Here is a 16,232-nt window from a genome sequence, read left to right on the forward strand (position 1 = left end):
TTTTCATTGTTTCAAATTCATTTTTAAAATCAGCCCACTTTCACTACTTCCAACCACCTGTTCACAATGACCACAGGCTCCCTGAAGATCAAAAATAGTTACTTTTCTGATTTGTTGAACTTATTTTAATACTTTGTTTTTTCTTTGTCAAGACTTTTTTACAATTTTTTTGATGAAGCTAGCACTTTTTCAGAAACTGTTTTGAAAGTCTCAATGATATAGTCTACTTCTTCATCGCTTAATTTAGTGTGAAGAGGGAGCGTAATTTCATTTTCAAAGAAGGCATAGGCTCTTGGATAATCTGCCATATCAAAGCCAAGATTCTTATAGGCTGTCAAGAGAGGAAGTGGTTTGTAGTGGACATTACTTGCAATTCCTGCTTTGGCCAATTCTTGGATGATAAGATTGCGTTCTTCTAGGCTCGCTCCTTCTACATGGGTGATGTAGAGGTGACGACTTGACTCAACAGTTTCCGTCTTATGTGCCAATGGATGGATGCGAGAACCTGCAAAACCACGATCATAGCGGTCCACAATGTCCTTACGACGTTGCAACAAACCAGAGTAGCGGTCCAATTGTACCAAACCAAGGGAAGCCATGATATCTGTCATATTGCACTTGTAGGCTGGTGTCACGATATCGTATTCCCATGAACCCAGTTGCATCTTGGCTAGGGCATCTTTTGTTTGACCATGAAGGGAAAGGATTTGGAATTCCTTGTACATCTCTTCATCGTCAATCGCTGGATTGGCTTTCCAAGTGGCACTTCCACCTTCTGCCGTTGTAAAGTTCTTAACGGCGTGGAATGAGAAGGAAGTAAAGTCAGCGATAGAACCAGCCGGTTGACCCTTGTAAGTTGATCCCAAAGCGTGGGCACTATCAGAGACAATCACAATACGGTTAAAGGCTTTTTGCCACTTGCTTGAAGCAGTAAAGAGGTCACGTTTCTTTTCCACAACTTGGAACAAACGGTCATAGTCGCAAACAATCCCTGCGAGCTCTACTGGGATGATCACCTTTGTCTTTTCAGTGATAGCTTGCTCCAGCAAGTCATAGTCCATCTCAAACGTATCTGCTTGAATATCCACCATGACAGGGGTCGCTCCTACGTGAGTGATGACACTACATGAAGCTGTATAAGTCATAGCTGGAACGATGACTTCATCTCCAGGACCCACTTCCAAAACACGCAAAATCAACTCAAGAGCGGCAGTTGCAGAGTTAAGACAGACAGTCTTGGGCGTCTGTGTATATTGAGACAAGCGACGCTCCAGTTCTTTGGTCTTAGGACCTGTTGTAATCCAACCAGAACGCAGGGTATCCGCTACTTCAGCAATTTCTGCTTCCGTAATATCGGGTGGTGAAAATGGAATATTGTAATTTGGCATTGATTTGCTCCTTTTATCTGTACTCATTCTCTCATGACTACTTTATTTTAGCACTTCAAACACGGTTTGAAACATGATTTTGATGTCTCCAAGGAAACTAAACTCTCGGAGATAGGCGAGGTTATAGCGCATCTTTTCAGGAAGGACGTGTTCGACATAGGCTTGGTCAACCGACAGACCTTTCTCCGTCATTTGACTGATGATAGTGTCCTCATCCTTGTAGTTGATGCTGGCTGGAGAGGTAATCCCTGCTGGCAAAAGCAAGGTTGCCATCATCTCAGGGCTATACTGCTCTGTGTAACGAGGCACTTCAGGACGCGTCCCTACAAAGGACATCTCACCTTTAAGAACATTGACCAACTGAGGCAGTTCGTCCAAACGGACACGGCGGATAAAATTGCCAACCTTGGTAATGCGGCTATCGTTAGCAGAAGTCACCAGACTCCCTTGTTTATCCGCATCCGTCACCATGGTACGGAACTTCCAAATCTTGAAAGGTCGATTGTACTGGGTCACGCGCTCTTGCTTGTAAATCACTGGCCCCTTGCTATCCAACTTGATCCAAATGCTCAAGATGAGAAAGATGGGAGAGGTCAGAACAAGTACAACCAAGGCTAGAACCCAATCCAAGCAACGCTTGAAAATCAGCGAACCCTTCCTTTTAGAGACAAGCTGGTAGTAAGACTCAACCTCGCTTGATTTCATTTCCACGGGCAAGTCTTCCCATTTCAGCATGCTGTTTCTCCTTTGTTTTTATTATACTATTTGTCAACATTTTTCATTATACCACAAAATGGAAAAGGCGGTGAAAGAAATCTGTAATTTGAAGGATTTCCTTCTTACACTCAATGAAAATCAAAGTACAGCTTTTAGGTTGCAGATAAAGCTGACCTGACTTGAATAGATTTTCAAAGAGTATTAGGCCATGGCCCCTGCCTGCAAACTATACATCTTGTGATAGGTTCCTCCCAGAGCCAAGAGTTCCTCATGGGTTCCACTCTCAATAATTCGCCCTTTGTCCAAAACATAAATACAGTTGGCGTCTTGGATAGTAGAAAGACGGTGGGCAATGGCAATGGTTGTCCGTCCCTGTCTCATCTTCGCCAGTGAAGCTTGAACCAAACTTTCTGTTTCAGAGTCAATATTGGCTGTCGCTTCATCCAAAATCAGGATTTTAGGCTGACTGGCGACTGTTCTAGCAAAGGCTAGAAGCTGGCGCTGCCCTGTTGAAAAACTGGAGCCACGCTCAGAAACAGGGGCGTCATAACCCTGAGGAAGTTCTTGAATAAAGGAATCTGCATCTACGAAGCTAGCTGCAGCCTGTACCTGCTCATCACTAATATTTTGGTACATGGCGATATTGGACTTAATGGTCCCATGATAGAGGAAGGGATCCTGCAAGACCAGACCGATGTTTTTTCTCAACTCTTCCTGACTGTAGTTCCTGATATCCACATCATCCAAGAGAACTCGCCCTGACTGAAATTCATAAAAGCGCATGAGGACATTAATAATCGAAGATTTCCCAGAACCTGTATGCCCTACAAAAGCTATGGTTTCACCCTTATTAACAGAGAAAGAAATGTCATCCAGAATCGGATGTTTTCCATCATAAGAGAAACATACATGTTCAAAACGGATATTGCCTTCTTTGATCTCGTCCTGCCCATTTTCTTGAAGGGGTTCATAGGTCCTCTCGTCTATCAGGGCAAAGACACGGCCTGCAGAAACCATGGAAGTTTGAAGGGTTGAAAAGTTTTGCGTTACTTCAATCAAGGGGTCAAAAAGGCGGTTGATGTACTGGATAAAGGCATACATAGTCCCGGCAGTTATTCCCAGATAAAGGCCACGATAGCCAAAATAGGCCATTAAAACTGCATATCCTAGGAGTTTCAACAAACTCATGGCAGGGCGCAAAAAGAGGGCATCCAAGGCTACAGAACGGTTGGCATAGACCAAGTGTTCTTGGTTGATTTCATCAAACTCTGACTGTAGGCGCTTCTCTTGATTAAAGGCCTGGATTATTCTGATTCCCTCGATGTTTTCAGCCAGCTTGCTATTGATATCTGACAAGAGACTTCTGGTTTTCTCAATGATTTTCACTGATTTTTTCCGATAGAGATTGACCAAAATGAAAATCAAGGGGAGAAAGAGCAAGACCAAAGCTGTCAAACGAAAATCCAACACCAACATGGTATAAAGGGTTGTCAGAAAGATGAAAACTGCTGAGATAAAGCTGGATAATATCCCCGAAAACATATCACTAATAGTCTCGGTGTCATTTGTCAAACGAGAGACGATGGAGCCTGCTGGCGTCTTGTCAAAATAAGACATGCCCAGCTTTTCCATATTGGCAAAGGCATCGCGACGAATATCCCTAACAATACTGTAAGACACGCGCGCAAAGAGAAGATTACCGACATACTGAACCAGAGTTTGCAAGATATAGAGACCATAGTAGACCAGCAAAACGGTCACGGCGAGTTGGTTGAGATTGCTCAGATACTGGTCGATAAAGTGGGAAGCCACAAGGGGAATGACGCTTTTAATGACCGTAGTCGCTAGGAGAAAACTGAGTGCCAAAAAGGTCAGGAGTCCATAAGGCTTGAGATAAGACATCAAGCGCTTCAATACAGTCCATTGTTCTTTCTTATTCTGCATCTTCTTCTCCTTTCATTTCCAACTGTTGAGACTGGTAGGTTTGGGCATACCAGCCATCCATAGCTAGCAGGTCTTCGTGTGTGCCCTGTTCAATAATTTGACCATTTTGCAGAACCAAGATTAGATCTGCATGGACAACTGCACTCAGGCGATGAGCCGTAATAATGGTTGTCTTGTCCTTTCGCGTCTCCTTGAGGTTGTCGATAATCGCATACTCTGTTTTGGCATCCACGGCCGACAAAGAATCATCCAAAATCAAGATATCAGGGTCTAAAATCATAGCCCGACTCATGGCCAGACGCTGCTTTTGACCTCCAGAAAGACTGACTCCCTTTTCACCAATCAACGTATCAAATCCCTGAGGCATGACTACAATGTCTTGGTAAACTTGGGCTAGCTTAGTCGCTTCCTCGACCGCTGAAAGTGGTAAATCAGGATTCCCAAAGCGAATATTGTCTAAGATTGAAGTCGCAAAGAGAAACTGGTCCTGAGGAACATAGCCCATGAGACTGCGAAGGTCTGTCAAACGATAGTCCCGAATATCGTGACCGTTTAGGTAAATAGCACCCTTATCCACATCGTATTCACGCAAGAGGAGCTTGATCAAAGATGTTTTCCCAGAGCCTGTCTGGCCGACCAAGCCCAATGTTTGCCCTTTTTCTAGACTAAAGTGAATATCCGTCAGTGTCTCTTCATCTTCAAAGGCAAAGCTATCAATGGTGTACTCCAATCGCCCATTTTCAATACCATCTAAAGGAAATTCAGGGTCTTGTACAGGCGATGCCTGAGACAAAAGATTTTCAATCCGTTGGTAAGAAACCTTCCCCCTCTGAGTAATATTAAAGAGGAAGCCAATGGCCATAAGAGGCCAGACCAGCATATCCAAGTAGCTGATAAAGGTAACCAGATTCCCAACCGTAATCTGCCCTTCCTGAACCATCAAGGAGCCGACCAAGAGGGTTAACACATAGGATGAACCAACAAACAAGAGAACCATGGGGTCAAAGAGACTATCGTATTTCATGGTTTGGAGGTTCTTTTGGAAGGTCAATTCATTAACCGCCTGAAAGGACTTGAGCTCATCCGACTGATAACCGAAAGACTTGGTCACTTTGATACCTGATACGGACTCTTGTACCTTGTTATTAAGTTCGGAAAAGGCTGCCTGCGATTCACCAAAGGCCTTATGAGTCTTTCTCCCTAAACGACTGGTTGCATAAGCCATGAAAGGTAGGGGCAAAATGGCAACCAGAGTCATCTGCCAGGAAATGCTAAAGAGCATGGTCAGCAAAGTCACCAGAGCTGTGATAGAGGCATCCACCGCAGACATGACCCCACCACCTGCGAGACGAGTCAAGGCATTGATATCATTGGTTGCGTGCGCCATCAGGTCTCCCGTCCGATAGGTCTGATAAAAGGCTGGAGACATTTTTGTGAAATGCTCAAACAAGCGAGACCGCATAATCTGCCCCAAACGGTAGGAAGTTCCAAGGATATACATACGCCAAACATAACGCAGATAGTACATCCCAAAAGCCGCAAGAAGCAAATAAAATAAGTCAAGAAGGAGGTCCTGCTGGGTTAATTGTCCCGATGTGATAGCATCAATGACCCGCCCCATGACCATGGGGGGAATGAGATTAAGGACGGAAACCAAGACCAGGGCCACAATTCCGACTAGATAACGGCGTTTTTCTAACTTGAAAAACCACCAAAGTTTTTGAATAATGGACATAAAATCCCTTTCTGATTGCAAATAGAAACCTGAGGCCAAGACCCCAGGTTTTTCTTATTCATAGGTTACGACTGTAACGGCACCCTTGTCATACTCAGCGATAAAGATATTAGCTACATTGTCATGTCCTTGCTTGTTGAGGTTATCAAGCAACCACTCTTCGCTACGACCAATCGATTCCAAAACATCTACTTGGATCACACCGTCAGTCACAACTGGATACTTAGGATTTTCATCTCCCATTTGGACTACGATGAGTTGGCCATTTTGCTCTTGCACAGCTCGTTTAACTTGCTTCATCTGGAAAATTCCTTGGCTACGAAGTTTGAGAGCAACATCTGCCGCAGACAAACCAACTGAACGACAGGCTTCTGGGTCAATCTGCCCATTTTTGATGAGCAGAGTCGGTTTACCATCAATCAAGCGTTTGACAAAACGAACATTGTTATTGAGCCATTTGAGGGTCAAGACCAAAATCGTCCACATCATCAAAATCACTGCATACTGGAGAATACTGATAGAACTATTGTAAATCACCCCACCAATGATACCACCGAGAACATAGTTCTGAATTTGGTCTGTAGCAGAGTTAGGTGCTAGATTCCCCTTTCCTGTCACATTGATAACAAAAACAAGCGAGAAAAGACCCAAGGCCAGTTTGATTAAAATTTCCATATAATTGAGTGTCATTTGTTTACCTCCACCAATTCAATAGCGTCTGTTTGATGCAATTCTAATTTCTCTAAAAGATACTTGTCTGGTTGGCTCCCGTTCATGGCGCGGTAGAAATTTGGACCTACCTTGACAAGCGCTCCATCAGTGGCTGCAGAAGTATTGACATAAACTTCTGATTTATCCACTCCCAAGTCTTTGGAAACAACCTCTATGAAATGAAGGGAGGTTTGAAATTGGTTGTTAGAGGCTTGATTGGTCTGGTATTTTGAGATTGTCACCAAAAGCATGGCCACCAAGGTCAAGGCCAAAATCATGACCAATTCCCGAAACTTAGTCCCCTTTTTATCTCGATAGGCTTTAAAAGCAAAAAATCCTGTGATAGCTAGGAGAACAATTCCAAAGCCAATCATGATGCCATTTTGCTGACTGATTTGGCTAAGTACATAGTCATATGAGTAAAATTTCATTTATTTTCACTCCCTTTCATAAAATCATTCTTAATTATAAACGAAAGAGAGTGATTTTTCAAGCCATACGTTGGGGAAATGGACCTTTTTTTGGTATAATAAAATCTATAATCTGAATGAAAAAGGTAACTTTATGAAACTCATCTCATGGAATATTGATTCCCTCAATGCTGCCCTAACTAGTGACTCAACTCGTGCCAAATTGTCCCAAGAAGTACTACAAACCTTGGTCGCTGAAAATGCTGATATCATCGCTATCCAAGAAACCAAGCTTTCTGCCAAGGGTCCTACTAAAAAACACTTGGAAATTTTAGCTGAACTCTTTCCAAACTACGAAAACACGTGGCGTTCTTCTCAAGAACCTGCCCGCAAAGGCTATGCTGGAACCATGTTCCTTTATAAGAAAGAACTCACACCCACTGTCACTTTTCCAGAAATCGGTGCCCCTTCTACCATGGACTTAGAAGGTCGCATCATCACTCTAGAATTTGATGAATTTTTCGTGACCCAAGTTTACACTCCAAACGCTGGCGACGGCCTCAAACGTTTGGAAGAACGCCAAGTCTGGGATGTCAAATATGCGGAGTACTTGGCTGAACTAGACAAAGAAAAACCAGTCCTTGCGACCGGTGACTACAATGTAGCCCACAATGAAATTGACCTTGCAAATCCTGCCAGCAACCGCCGTTCACCTGGATTTACCGACGAGGAACGTGCTGGATTTACCAACCTTTTAGCAACTGGATTTACTGATACCTTCCGCCACATTCACGGCGATGTTCCAGAACGCTACACTTGGTGGGCACAGCGCAGCAAGACCTCTAAAATCAATAATACTGGCTGGAGAATTGACTACTGGCTCACAAGTAACCGCATCGCTAACAAGGTGACTAAGTCTGATATGATCGACTCGGGAGCTCGCCAAGACCACACACCCATTGTCATGGAGATTGAACTCTAAGGAGAAAACGAATGGACTATCAAGCTGTCATTCCTGAATTTGTAGTATCTGACATCGAAAAATCACGCCACTTCTACTGCAACCTGCTAGGATTCTCTGTCGAATACGAGCGTCCAGAGGAGAAATTTCTCTTCCTCTCGCTTGAAGACTGCCAACTTATGCTAGAAGAAGGCAGCGTAAAAGAATTAGCTCAGCTGACCTATCCTTTCGGGCGCGGTGTCAATATTTCCTTTGGCATTGCAGATATTCCTCAACTCCACCAAAAACTGCTGGAAGCTGACTATCCTATCCATCGTCCCCTGACAAAAAGAGAATTTCGAGTAGGAGATAGCTTTATATATCCCCATGAATTTGCGATTTTGGATCCAGATGGCTATTTTTTAAGATTTAGCGAATAGAATAATAGAGACTGGGTAAAGTCTTTAAAATCAGAAAAAGGCATATTGTCAAGTCTTGAAAAATCTTGATAATATGCCTTTCATGATGGAAAAATCTTCTAAATGTTAGTCAATAACTTATTTTTTACCCATTTTTATAATATATGTTCGTTTTTTAAGCAAAATACTAACAAAATATTTGATTTCTAAAGCTATTTAGTGTAAAATAAAAACATTGGCACAAGCCTATGTTAAATCGAATATCGTTTTACTTGTTTATGTCGTGAATTGGCACGACGTTTCTACAAGGTGCCGGAACACCTAACAATAAGTAAGTTAGCTTGAGGGGATGGTCTTTTTTGCCATGCCTATTTTGGGGACTTACTTAGAGATTAAGTAGGTCCTTTTTGAATATTTTTAATATTTCCCTTAAGTAGTGCGGACGGGAGCAACTTCCTTCGGAATTTCATCCCTAATTTTTGAGCCAAAAGTCTCAAAAATTCCGTCATAGACAATAACAAACTTATTGTCTATGATACCACTACAACGGGAAATATTTGATAAGACTCGCTTCGCTCGTACTAGTTTTATCAAATATATAGTACTAGCAAACTGGATCACCATAGAAACATTTAACCAACAAGTAAACTGGCTTTTAGACTTTAGGAGGTCTTATGAAATTATTAGAAGAGCGCATCCTCAAGGATGGGCATATCTTGGGTGACAACATCCTCAAGGTGGATTCCTTTTTAACCCACCAAGTTGACTTTAGCTTGATGCGAGAGATTGGTAAGATTTTTGCGGAAAAATTTGCTTCTGCTGGCATTACCAAAGTCGTAACCATTGAAGCGTCGGGTATTGCCCCAGCTGTTTTTACAGCTGAAGCCTTAAACATTCCCATGATTTTCGCCAAAAAAGCTAAAAACATCACCATGAACGAAGGCATCTTAACTGCCGAAGTTTACTCCTTTACAAAGCAGGTTACCAGCACCGTTTCTATCGCTGGAAAATTCCTCTCACCAGAGGACAAGGTCTTGATTATCGATGATTTCCTTGCTAATGGCCAAGCTGCCAAAGGCTTGATTCAAATCATCGAACAAGCTGGTGCCACAGTCGAAGCTATCGGTATTGTGATTGAAAAATCCTTCCAAGATGGCCGTGATTTGCTTGAAAAAGCAGGCTACTCTGTTCTATCACTCGCTCGTTTGGATCGTTTTGAAAATGGTCAAGTCGTATTTAAGGAGGCAGATCTCTAATGCAAACTCAAGAAAAACACTCGCAAGCAGCTGTTCTTGGCTTGCAGCACTTACTAGCTATGTACTCAGGATCCATCCTGGTTCCCATCATGATTGCGACAGCCCTTGGCTATTCAACTGAGCAGTTGACCTACCTGATTTCTACAGATATCTTCATGTGTGGGGTGGCAACCTTCCTTCAACTCCAACTCAACAAATACTTTGGAATTGGACTCCCAGTCGTTCTTGGAGTTGCCTTTCAGTCGGTCGCTCCCTTGATTATGATTGGGCAAAGCCATGGTAGTGGCGCTATGTTTGGTGCCCTTATCGCATCAGGGATTTACGTGGTTCTTGTTTCAGGCATTTTCTCAAAAGTAGCCAATCTCTTCCCATCTATCGTAACAGGATCTGTTATTACTACGATTGGTTTAACCTTGATTCCTGTCGCTATTGGAAATATGGGAAATAACGTTCCAGAACCAACTGGTCAAAGTCTCTTGCTTGCAGCCATTACTGTTCTGATTATCCTCTTGATCAACATCTTTACCAAAGGATTTATCAAGTCTATCTCCATTTTGATTGGTCTAGTTGTTGGAACAGCCATTGCTGCTAGCATGGGCTTGGTGGACTTCTCTCCTGTTACGGCAGCACCACTTGTCCATGTCCCAACTCCACTCTACTTTGGGATGCCAACCTTTGAAATCTCATCTATTGTCATGATGTGTATCATCGCAACAGTGTCTATGGTTGAGTCTACTGGTGTTTATCTGGCCTTGTCTGATATCACAAAAGATCCAATCGACAGCACGCGCCTGCGCAACGGTTACCGCGCAGAAGGTTTGGCCGTACTTCTCGGAGGAATCTTTAACACCTTCCCTTACACAGGATTTTCACAAAACGTTGGTTTGGTTAAATTATCAGGTATCAAGACTCGCCTGCCAATCTACTACGCAGCTGGTTTCCTGGTTCTCCTTGGACTCCTTCCTAAGTTTGGTGCCCTTGCCCAAATCATTCCAAGCCCTGTCCTCGGTGGTGCCATGCTGGTGATGTTTGGTTTTGTATCTATTCAAGGGATGCAAATCCTCGCTCGTGTTGACTTTGCTAACAATGAACACAACTTCCTTATCGCAGCTGTATCAATCGCTGCAGGTGTCGGACTCAATAACAGTAATCTCTTTGTCAGCATGCCGACAGCCTTCCAAATGTTCTTCTCAAACGGAATCGTCGTAGCCAGCCTACTCGCCATTGTACTCAATGCTGTATTAAATCATAAAAAGAAATAAGAAAAAGAGGTGCGAGCCTCTTTTTTGTTTCTCTATATCCTTACCTGTCTGTCTTCTGACCGCTGGCCTGTGACAAACATGGTAAAGGTTGCCTTGCAGACGTTTCTGCCTTCTTGATTGGTAATATCCACATCCACCACACAGGTTGTGCGACCTTGATGGACACATTCTCCTTTAATGGTCAATACGTCGTCGAGTTTTCCTGCTTTGAGGTAGTTGATAGAGGACTGAAGTGTCACTCCATCAAGCCCCAGCGAGATAACCACCAAACCACTGATCTGGTCACAGAGAGTAAAGAGATAGCCACCATGTGCATTGCCATAGTAGTTGAGCGACGAATCCACTACTTTTGTCGTCACCACAACGTGACCATCTCTCATTTTTTCAATTTCGTAATTTTCAAAGGCAGATATAGCGTCAAAATGAAAATCTTTCATCGTTTCCTCCTGATATTTCAAACGACACTATGATACTACTTTTTATAGGACTGTGCAAGGAGAAAGCTCCTAGTCTGGCAAAATTCCAACCTGTTCCACAAAGCGCATAAAGGCTGCCTGTCCTTGTTCCGTTTGCTTGTAAACTCCTGCATCCTCAAGCACACGCGCAAAGATAGCACCCACAGAGTCCTTGACGATTTCAAGGGCTTTTTCTTTATCCGTTAAGTCTGGATGTTGAGCTTTAAGTTGGTCTGCCCATTCCTGATGATAGTCGGCAACTGTAACAGCTTCTCCTACAAGATAGCTAGCGACTTTCTCCACTTCCTCTTTCAGACGTGGGGGCAAGATTGCTAAGCCCATGACCTCAATCAAGCCGATATTTTCCTTCTTGATATGTTGAACATCCTTGTGGGGATGATAGATGCCATCAGGATGTTCTGCAGAAGTCTGATTGTCTCTCAAGACTAAGTCCAACTCAAACTGTCCATCACGCTTACGCGCTATAGGTGTGATGGTGTGATGCGGTGTCCCGTCTGTCTCTGCCAAAATCTGCACGGCAGGGTCTGAATACTGACGCCATTCCTGCAAAATCTTGTCAGCTAAGTTGATCAAATCTTCTTTGGAATCCGAAGTCAAACGCAACACTGACATAGGCCACTTGACAATCCCAGCCTTGACCTGCTCAAAACCAGCAAATCGGAAGGTCTTTTGCAAGGGAGCCAATTCCATAGGAAAGACATGACGGCCTCCCTGATTGTGATCATGAGTTAGAATAGAGCCTCCCACAATCGGCAAGTCGGCATTAGAGCCAGCAAAATATCCTGGAAACTGCTCTACGATAGCCAACAAACGCTCAAAACTCTGACGACTAATGACCATGGGACGATGCTGGCCATCTAAAAAGATACAGTGCTCATTAAAGTAAGCATAGGGCGAATACTGGAATCCCCACTCCTGACCAGCCATTTCAAAACGTATAATACGGTGGTTGCTGCGAGCTGGGTGGTTAACTCGACCAAGGTAGCCCTCATTCTCTAGACAAAGCTGACACTGAGGATAATTACTAGCTTGCACCAACTTGGCTGCCGCAATCTCTTTCGGATCCTTCTCAGGCTTAGAGAGGTTGATGGTAATTTCAAGCTCTCCGTAATCAGATTGAACACGATAAGCGATATTTTTAGCAATAGCCTTGAGTTTGATGTAGTCATTCTTCTGACTGAGTTGGTAGAAATTCGCTATCGCTTGCTCAGGAGATTGGGCATAGGTTGCCCAGAAGTCACGATTGACCTGACTTGGACAAGGAGTTACCAAGTTCATCAGTTCAGCACCGAGAATCTCACGCGCAGTCTGACTATCCTCAATCGTCTCTAATCGAACGGCTTCCTCAACCAACTGGTCTTTGAGGTCAATCAATTTATCTAGACCAGTCTCAACTTCCAAAACACCATCTCCCACTCGTGCCAAGACACGATTGGTCAGGTAGATTCGATCCATTTCCTCAAATGAACTTTCAGCAATAACGTGTGTTACAAATTTATCTACTAAGGTCACTATAGAGCCTCCTTTTAACTAGTCAAGGACGCGAGTGCCACCTGCAACTTCAGCGATATAGAAGCTTGGAGCGTAGCCAACTACTTCCTCGTAGTGTTTGCCAACAGCTTCCTTAAAGGCATCAACAGTGTCTTTTTGCACCAAGGCAATGGCACATCCGCCAAAACCTGCCCCTGTCATCCGAGCACCGAGAACTCCTTCTTGATCCCAAGCTGTGTGAACAAGAGTATCCAATTCCAAACCAGTTACTTCATAGTCATGCTCTAGGGAAACGTGTGACGCATTCATCAAACGACCAAATGTTTCCAAATCTCCTGCTTGAAGGGCTACTTGGGCTTTGAGAGTACGTTGGTTTTCAAGCACAGCATGGCGAGCACGTTTCAAACGATTTTCATCTTTAATCAGATAACTGTATTGGTCAAAGGCCCACTCGTCCAATTCACCCAAGGTCTGAATATCTAAGGCAACTTGCAATTCTTCCACCGCTTTTTCACACTCAGCACGACGTTCATTGTATTTAGAGTCCGCCAATTCACGGCGTTTATTGGTGTTCATAATAACAACGACATTGTCCTTCAAATCAAGTGGCACCAAGTCATACTCTAAAGTGTTAGTATCTAAGTAAATAGCACGTTGGTCCGCTCCCATTCCGATAGCAAACTGGTCCATGATACCAGAGTTGACTCCGATAAAGTTATTTTCTGTTTGTTTTCCAATTTTAACCAAATCGAGACGCTCTAATTTTAAATCAAAGAGATGCTCTGCCACGACTCCTGTCAAGAGTTCAAGGGATGCTGAAGAAGACAAGCCAGCACCATTTGGGATATTCCCATAAACATAAAAATCAAAACCTTTGTCAATCACGTGTCCAGCTTCTTGCAAGAAATGAAGGACACCTTTTGGATAGTTGGTCCAGTTGTGCTCTTTTTCAAACTTGAGGTCGGCGAGAGGCACTTCGATAATACCCTTGTCCTCAAAGTTAGCTGAGTAGAAACGTAAAACTTGGTCGTCACGTTTGCGAGCAGCCCCATAAGTTCCTAAGGAAATGGCTGCTGGAAATACATGTCCACCATTATAGTCTGTGTGTTCCCCAATCAAATTGATACGACCTGGTGAAAAGAATATTTGGTCTGCTTCTTGACCAAAAACAGCAAGAAAGTCTTTACGAAGGGCTTCAGCAGTAAGATGTTGTGTCATATGATTTCTCCTTTTACTGTCCGTTAAGTCACCTTAACGTGTAATCGTTTTCTTCTATTGTATCCAAGGGATTTCCCAAGGTCAATCCTTTTTACTAAAATTTTACTAAACTATCGGTAAAAAGCAGAAAAATATGATATACTAACCTAAAAGAAGGAGGATTTATGACTACCTTAAAAGACATTGCACAGCTAGCCTCTGTCTCTATCGCGACCGTATCCCGTGTCCTCAACCGCGACCAGAGCCTATCTGTTACAGAAGAAACGAGACATCGTATTTTAACCGTTGCTGAAGAGCTGGGCTACACTAAGCATCTCAAGACAGGCGAGTCCCACAAGCCCAAGCAAAAGATTGCCATTATCCAATGGGTCAGCGAACAAGGGGAGCTAGACGATCTCTACTACTACCAGATTCGCCTAGGCATCGAAAAAAGAGCCCAAGAACTGGACTATGATATCTTGCGCTATTTTAATGACCATCCTTTTACATTAAGCGAGGAAGTAATTGGGATTCTCTGCATCGGAAAATTTAGCCGAGCTCAGATTTCTGCCTTTGAAGAATACCAAAAGCCTCTTGTATTTCTAGACAGCGATACACTTTCACTAGGACATACTTGTATTATCACGGATTTTTACACTGCCATGAAACAAGTTGTCGATTATTTCCTCAGCCAAGGAATGGACAGTATCGGGATTCTAACAGGGCTTGAGGAAACAACTGACCAAGAAGAAATCATTCAGGATAAGCGTCTAGAAAACTTCAGAAACTACAGTCAAACAAAAGGAATCTATCATGATGAACTGGTCTTTCAAGGAAGCTTTACTGCCCAGTCTGGTTATGACTTGATGAAGGAAGCCATTCAGAGCTTGGGAGACCAACTCCCGCCAGCTTTTTTTGCTGCCAGTGATAGTTTAGCCATCGGTGCTCTCCGTGCCCTCCAAGAAGCTGGAATCAGCCTGCCAGACCGCGTCAGCCTCATTTCTTTTAATGACACTAGCTTGACCAAGCAGGTTTATCCTCCTCTCTCTAGCATCACCGTTTATACCGAGGAAATGGGCCGAGCAGGTATGGATATTCTTAATAAGGAAGTACTCCACGGTCGCAAAATCCCTAGCCTGACCATGCTGGGAACCAGACTGACATTGAGAGAGAGTACAAGGAATGATTAAGATATTAGAATCTAGGCAAAAACTAAATTTCAAGATAAAATGAAGTAAATGTCCCCACAATAAAACGCATAGTATCAAGTTTTTTTAATGCCTGACACTATGCGCTTTTCACTTTTAAAGACTTTTCCCCAGCCTCTTTTCTAGTGTTGATGCCCATGGGGTTGCTCTAAGGCTGTTACCCTCCGCTTATGTTGCGCATGATTGCTTTGGCTGGTATCCACTTCGATTGTAATATTCTGCACACCTCTTTCTTCTAAGAGCTGACGCACTTGATTCTTTGTTTCCGTCATCTGCTCCCAATCTTCTAAACAGAGATGGATAATGGCATTATTTTCCAGACCATCCATGGACCAAATACTAAGTTGATTGACACTTTTGACATTGGTCAGAGCATCCAAATCCTTCTCCAAATCACCAGTCTCTACTCCTTCCGGCACAGCGTCCAAGAAAATCTTGAGTGTAGACCAAAAACGTGGAATGGCTTTTGTTAGAATGAAGATGGAAATGACAAGAGATAAGAGCGGATCAAGAATATACCAATCTGTAAATCGGAGGATAATCGCCATTAGAATGACAGCCAACCAACCAAGAGTATCTTCAAAAAAGTGCAGGCTGAGAATTGACTCGTTCTTTGTCTTTCCCTTGCGAACTACTAGACTAGCTAGCACATTAATACTGACTGCAATGATCCCTAGCCAGAGGATACCTTCATCATTAACGGGCTGTGGATTAAAAAGTTTAGTTATATTTTCCAAAATCACTAGGATGGATCCTGTGATAAGAATCACAGCAGTCACAAGTGCCCCTAAAAGACTAAATCGCTTGTAACCCAAGGTGTACTGCCTATCTTCTTCTCTATTTGAGATTGTTTCTAAAAAGGCCGATATGCCAATAGCTATAGCATCTCCCAAGTCATGGACAGAATCAGCAAGAACAGCACTCGAACCAAAGATGCCTCCTGCGATAAACTCAACAATAGCATAGCTTAAATTTAAGAAAAAAGCTACCCAAACAGTATATTTTGCCTTCATCTTTCTCATTCCTTTGTTATAATAGATTTATGAACACCTTGTTCATTATTATTATCTACTAAAAC

Annotated in this window: 15 protein-coding genes and 1 riboswitch; of the genes, 5 read left to right on the forward strand and 10 right to left on the reverse strand. The window is 43.1% G+C overall.

Features of this window, described 5'->3' with window-relative positions; all coding sequences use genetic code 11:
- Positions 1 to 158 precede the first annotated feature (158 nt).
- The 6 genes from O3664_RS07510 to O3664_RS07535 form a co-directional block, all read right to left on the reverse strand.
- Positions 159 to 1,388 carry a DegT/DnrJ/EryC1/StrS aminotransferase family protein gene (locus O3664_RS07510; protein ID WP_261081032.1) on the reverse strand — a complete coding sequence of 410 codons (1,230 nt, stop codon included), beginning with the start codon at positions 1,386 to 1,388 and terminating at the stop codon, positions 159 to 161.
- Positions 1,389 to 1,430: 42 nt separating this feature from the next.
- Entirely contained in the window at positions 1,431 to 2,123 is a 693-nt protein-coding gene (locus O3664_RS07515; RefSeq protein ID WP_049502473.1) for a sugar transferase, read from the reverse strand.
- 183 nt (positions 2,124 to 2,306) lie between these two features.
- Positions 2,307 to 4,049 carry an ABC transporter ATP-binding protein gene (locus O3664_RS07520; RefSeq protein WP_371613839.1) on the reverse strand — a complete coding sequence of 581 codons (1,743 nt, stop codon included), beginning with the start codon at positions 4,047 to 4,049 and terminating at the stop codon, positions 2,307 to 2,309.
- Positions 4,039 to 5,784 carry an ABC transporter ATP-binding protein gene (locus O3664_RS07525; protein WP_371613840.1) on the reverse strand — a complete coding sequence of 582 codons (1,746 nt, stop codon included), beginning with the start codon at positions 5,782 to 5,784 and terminating at the stop codon, positions 4,039 to 4,041. Before O3664_RS07525 ends, O3664_RS07520 begins: the two co-directional genes overlap by 11 nt.
- Positions 5,785 to 5,838: 54 nt before the next feature.
- Entirely contained in the window at positions 5,839 to 6,474 is a 636-nt protein-coding gene (locus tag O3664_RS07530) for a DUF421 domain-containing protein (RefSeq protein WP_000174447.1), read from the reverse strand.
- Positions 6,471 to 6,926, reverse strand: coding sequence for a DUF3290 family protein (locus tag O3664_RS07535; RefSeq protein WP_000675331.1), 456 nt, complete (start codon positions 6,924 to 6,926; stop codon positions 6,471 to 6,473). The genes O3664_RS07530 and O3664_RS07535 overlap by 4 nt, the downstream gene beginning before the upstream one ends.
- Before the next feature lie 133 nt (positions 6,927 to 7,059).
- Here O3664_RS07535 and O3664_RS07540 point away from each other — a divergent pair, with 133 nt between their 5' ends.
- From O3664_RS07540 to O3664_RS07555, 4 genes are all read left to right on the forward strand, one after another.
- Complete coding sequence (locus tag O3664_RS07540; protein ID WP_004241106.1) at positions 7,060 to 7,887, forward strand: exodeoxyribonuclease III; 828 nt, start codon at positions 7,060 to 7,062, stop codon at positions 7,885 to 7,887.
- 11 nt (positions 7,888 to 7,898) lie between these two features.
- Entirely contained in the window at positions 7,899 to 8,285 is a 387-nt protein-coding gene (locus O3664_RS07545) for a bleomycin resistance protein (RefSeq protein WP_371613841.1), read from the forward strand.
- A gap of 231 nt (positions 8,286 to 8,516) precedes the next feature.
- Positions 8,517 to 8,612, forward strand: a riboswitch (purine riboswitch).
- A gap of 326 nt (positions 8,613 to 8,938) precedes the next feature.
- On the forward strand, positions 8,939 to 9,520 hold the full coding sequence (locus tag O3664_RS07550) for a xanthine phosphoribosyltransferase (protein ID WP_371613842.1): 582 nt from the start codon (positions 8,939 to 8,941) through the stop codon (positions 9,518 to 9,520).
- Positions 9,520 to 10,782 (forward strand): nucleobase:cation symporter-2 family protein, encoded by a 1,263-nt coding sequence (locus tag O3664_RS07555; protein WP_371613843.1) that lies wholly within the window; start codon positions 9,520 to 9,522, stop codon positions 10,780 to 10,782. The genes O3664_RS07550 and O3664_RS07555 overlap by 1 nt, the downstream gene beginning before the upstream one ends.
- Before the next feature lie 32 nt (positions 10,783 to 10,814).
- On the opposite strand, the gene O3664_RS07560 is transcribed toward O3664_RS07555, so the two are convergent.
- The 3 genes from O3664_RS07560 to O3664_RS07570 all read right to left on the reverse strand — a co-directional run bounded on the left by O3664_RS07560 (position 10,815) and on the right by O3664_RS07570 (position 13,967).
- A complete protein-coding gene (locus O3664_RS07560; protein WP_000651198.1) occupies positions 10,815 to 11,219 on the reverse strand; it encodes a PaaI family thioesterase in 405 nt (134 codons plus the stop codon).
- A 69-nt stretch (positions 11,220 to 11,288) separates the two neighbouring features.
- A complete protein-coding gene (locus tag O3664_RS07565) occupies positions 11,289 to 12,770 on the reverse strand; it encodes a UDP-glucose--hexose-1-phosphate uridylyltransferase (RefSeq protein WP_084954414.1) in 1,482 nt (493 codons plus the stop codon).
- A gap of 18 nt (positions 12,771 to 12,788) precedes the next feature.
- Positions 12,789 to 13,967 carry a galactokinase gene (locus O3664_RS07570; protein ID WP_371613844.1) on the reverse strand — a complete coding sequence of 393 codons (1,179 nt, stop codon included), beginning with the start codon at positions 13,965 to 13,967 and terminating at the stop codon, positions 12,789 to 12,791.
- Positions 13,968 to 14,131: 164 nt separating this feature from the next.
- On the opposite strand from O3664_RS07570, the gene galR reads away from it, so the two are divergent.
- The gene (galR, locus tag O3664_RS07575; RefSeq protein ID WP_371613845.1) at positions 14,132 to 15,136 is read left to right on the forward strand and encodes a DNA-binding transcriptional regulator GalR; all 1,005 of its coding nucleotides are present in this window, start codon (positions 14,132 to 14,134) and stop codon (positions 15,134 to 15,136) included.
- A 140-nt stretch (positions 15,137 to 15,276) separates the two neighbouring features.
- Here the strand turns inward: galR and O3664_RS07580 are convergent, their stop codons facing one another.
- Entirely contained in the window at positions 15,277 to 16,167 is an 891-nt protein-coding gene (locus tag O3664_RS07580; protein WP_020901629.1) for a cation diffusion facilitator family transporter, read from the reverse strand.
- Positions 16,168 to 16,232 lie beyond the last annotated feature (65 nt).

The sequence above is a fragment of the Streptococcus sp. 27098_8_109 genome (assembly GCF_041432295.1).
Taxonomy (GTDB): Bacteria; Bacillota; Bacilli; order Lactobacillales; family Streptococcaceae; genus Streptococcus.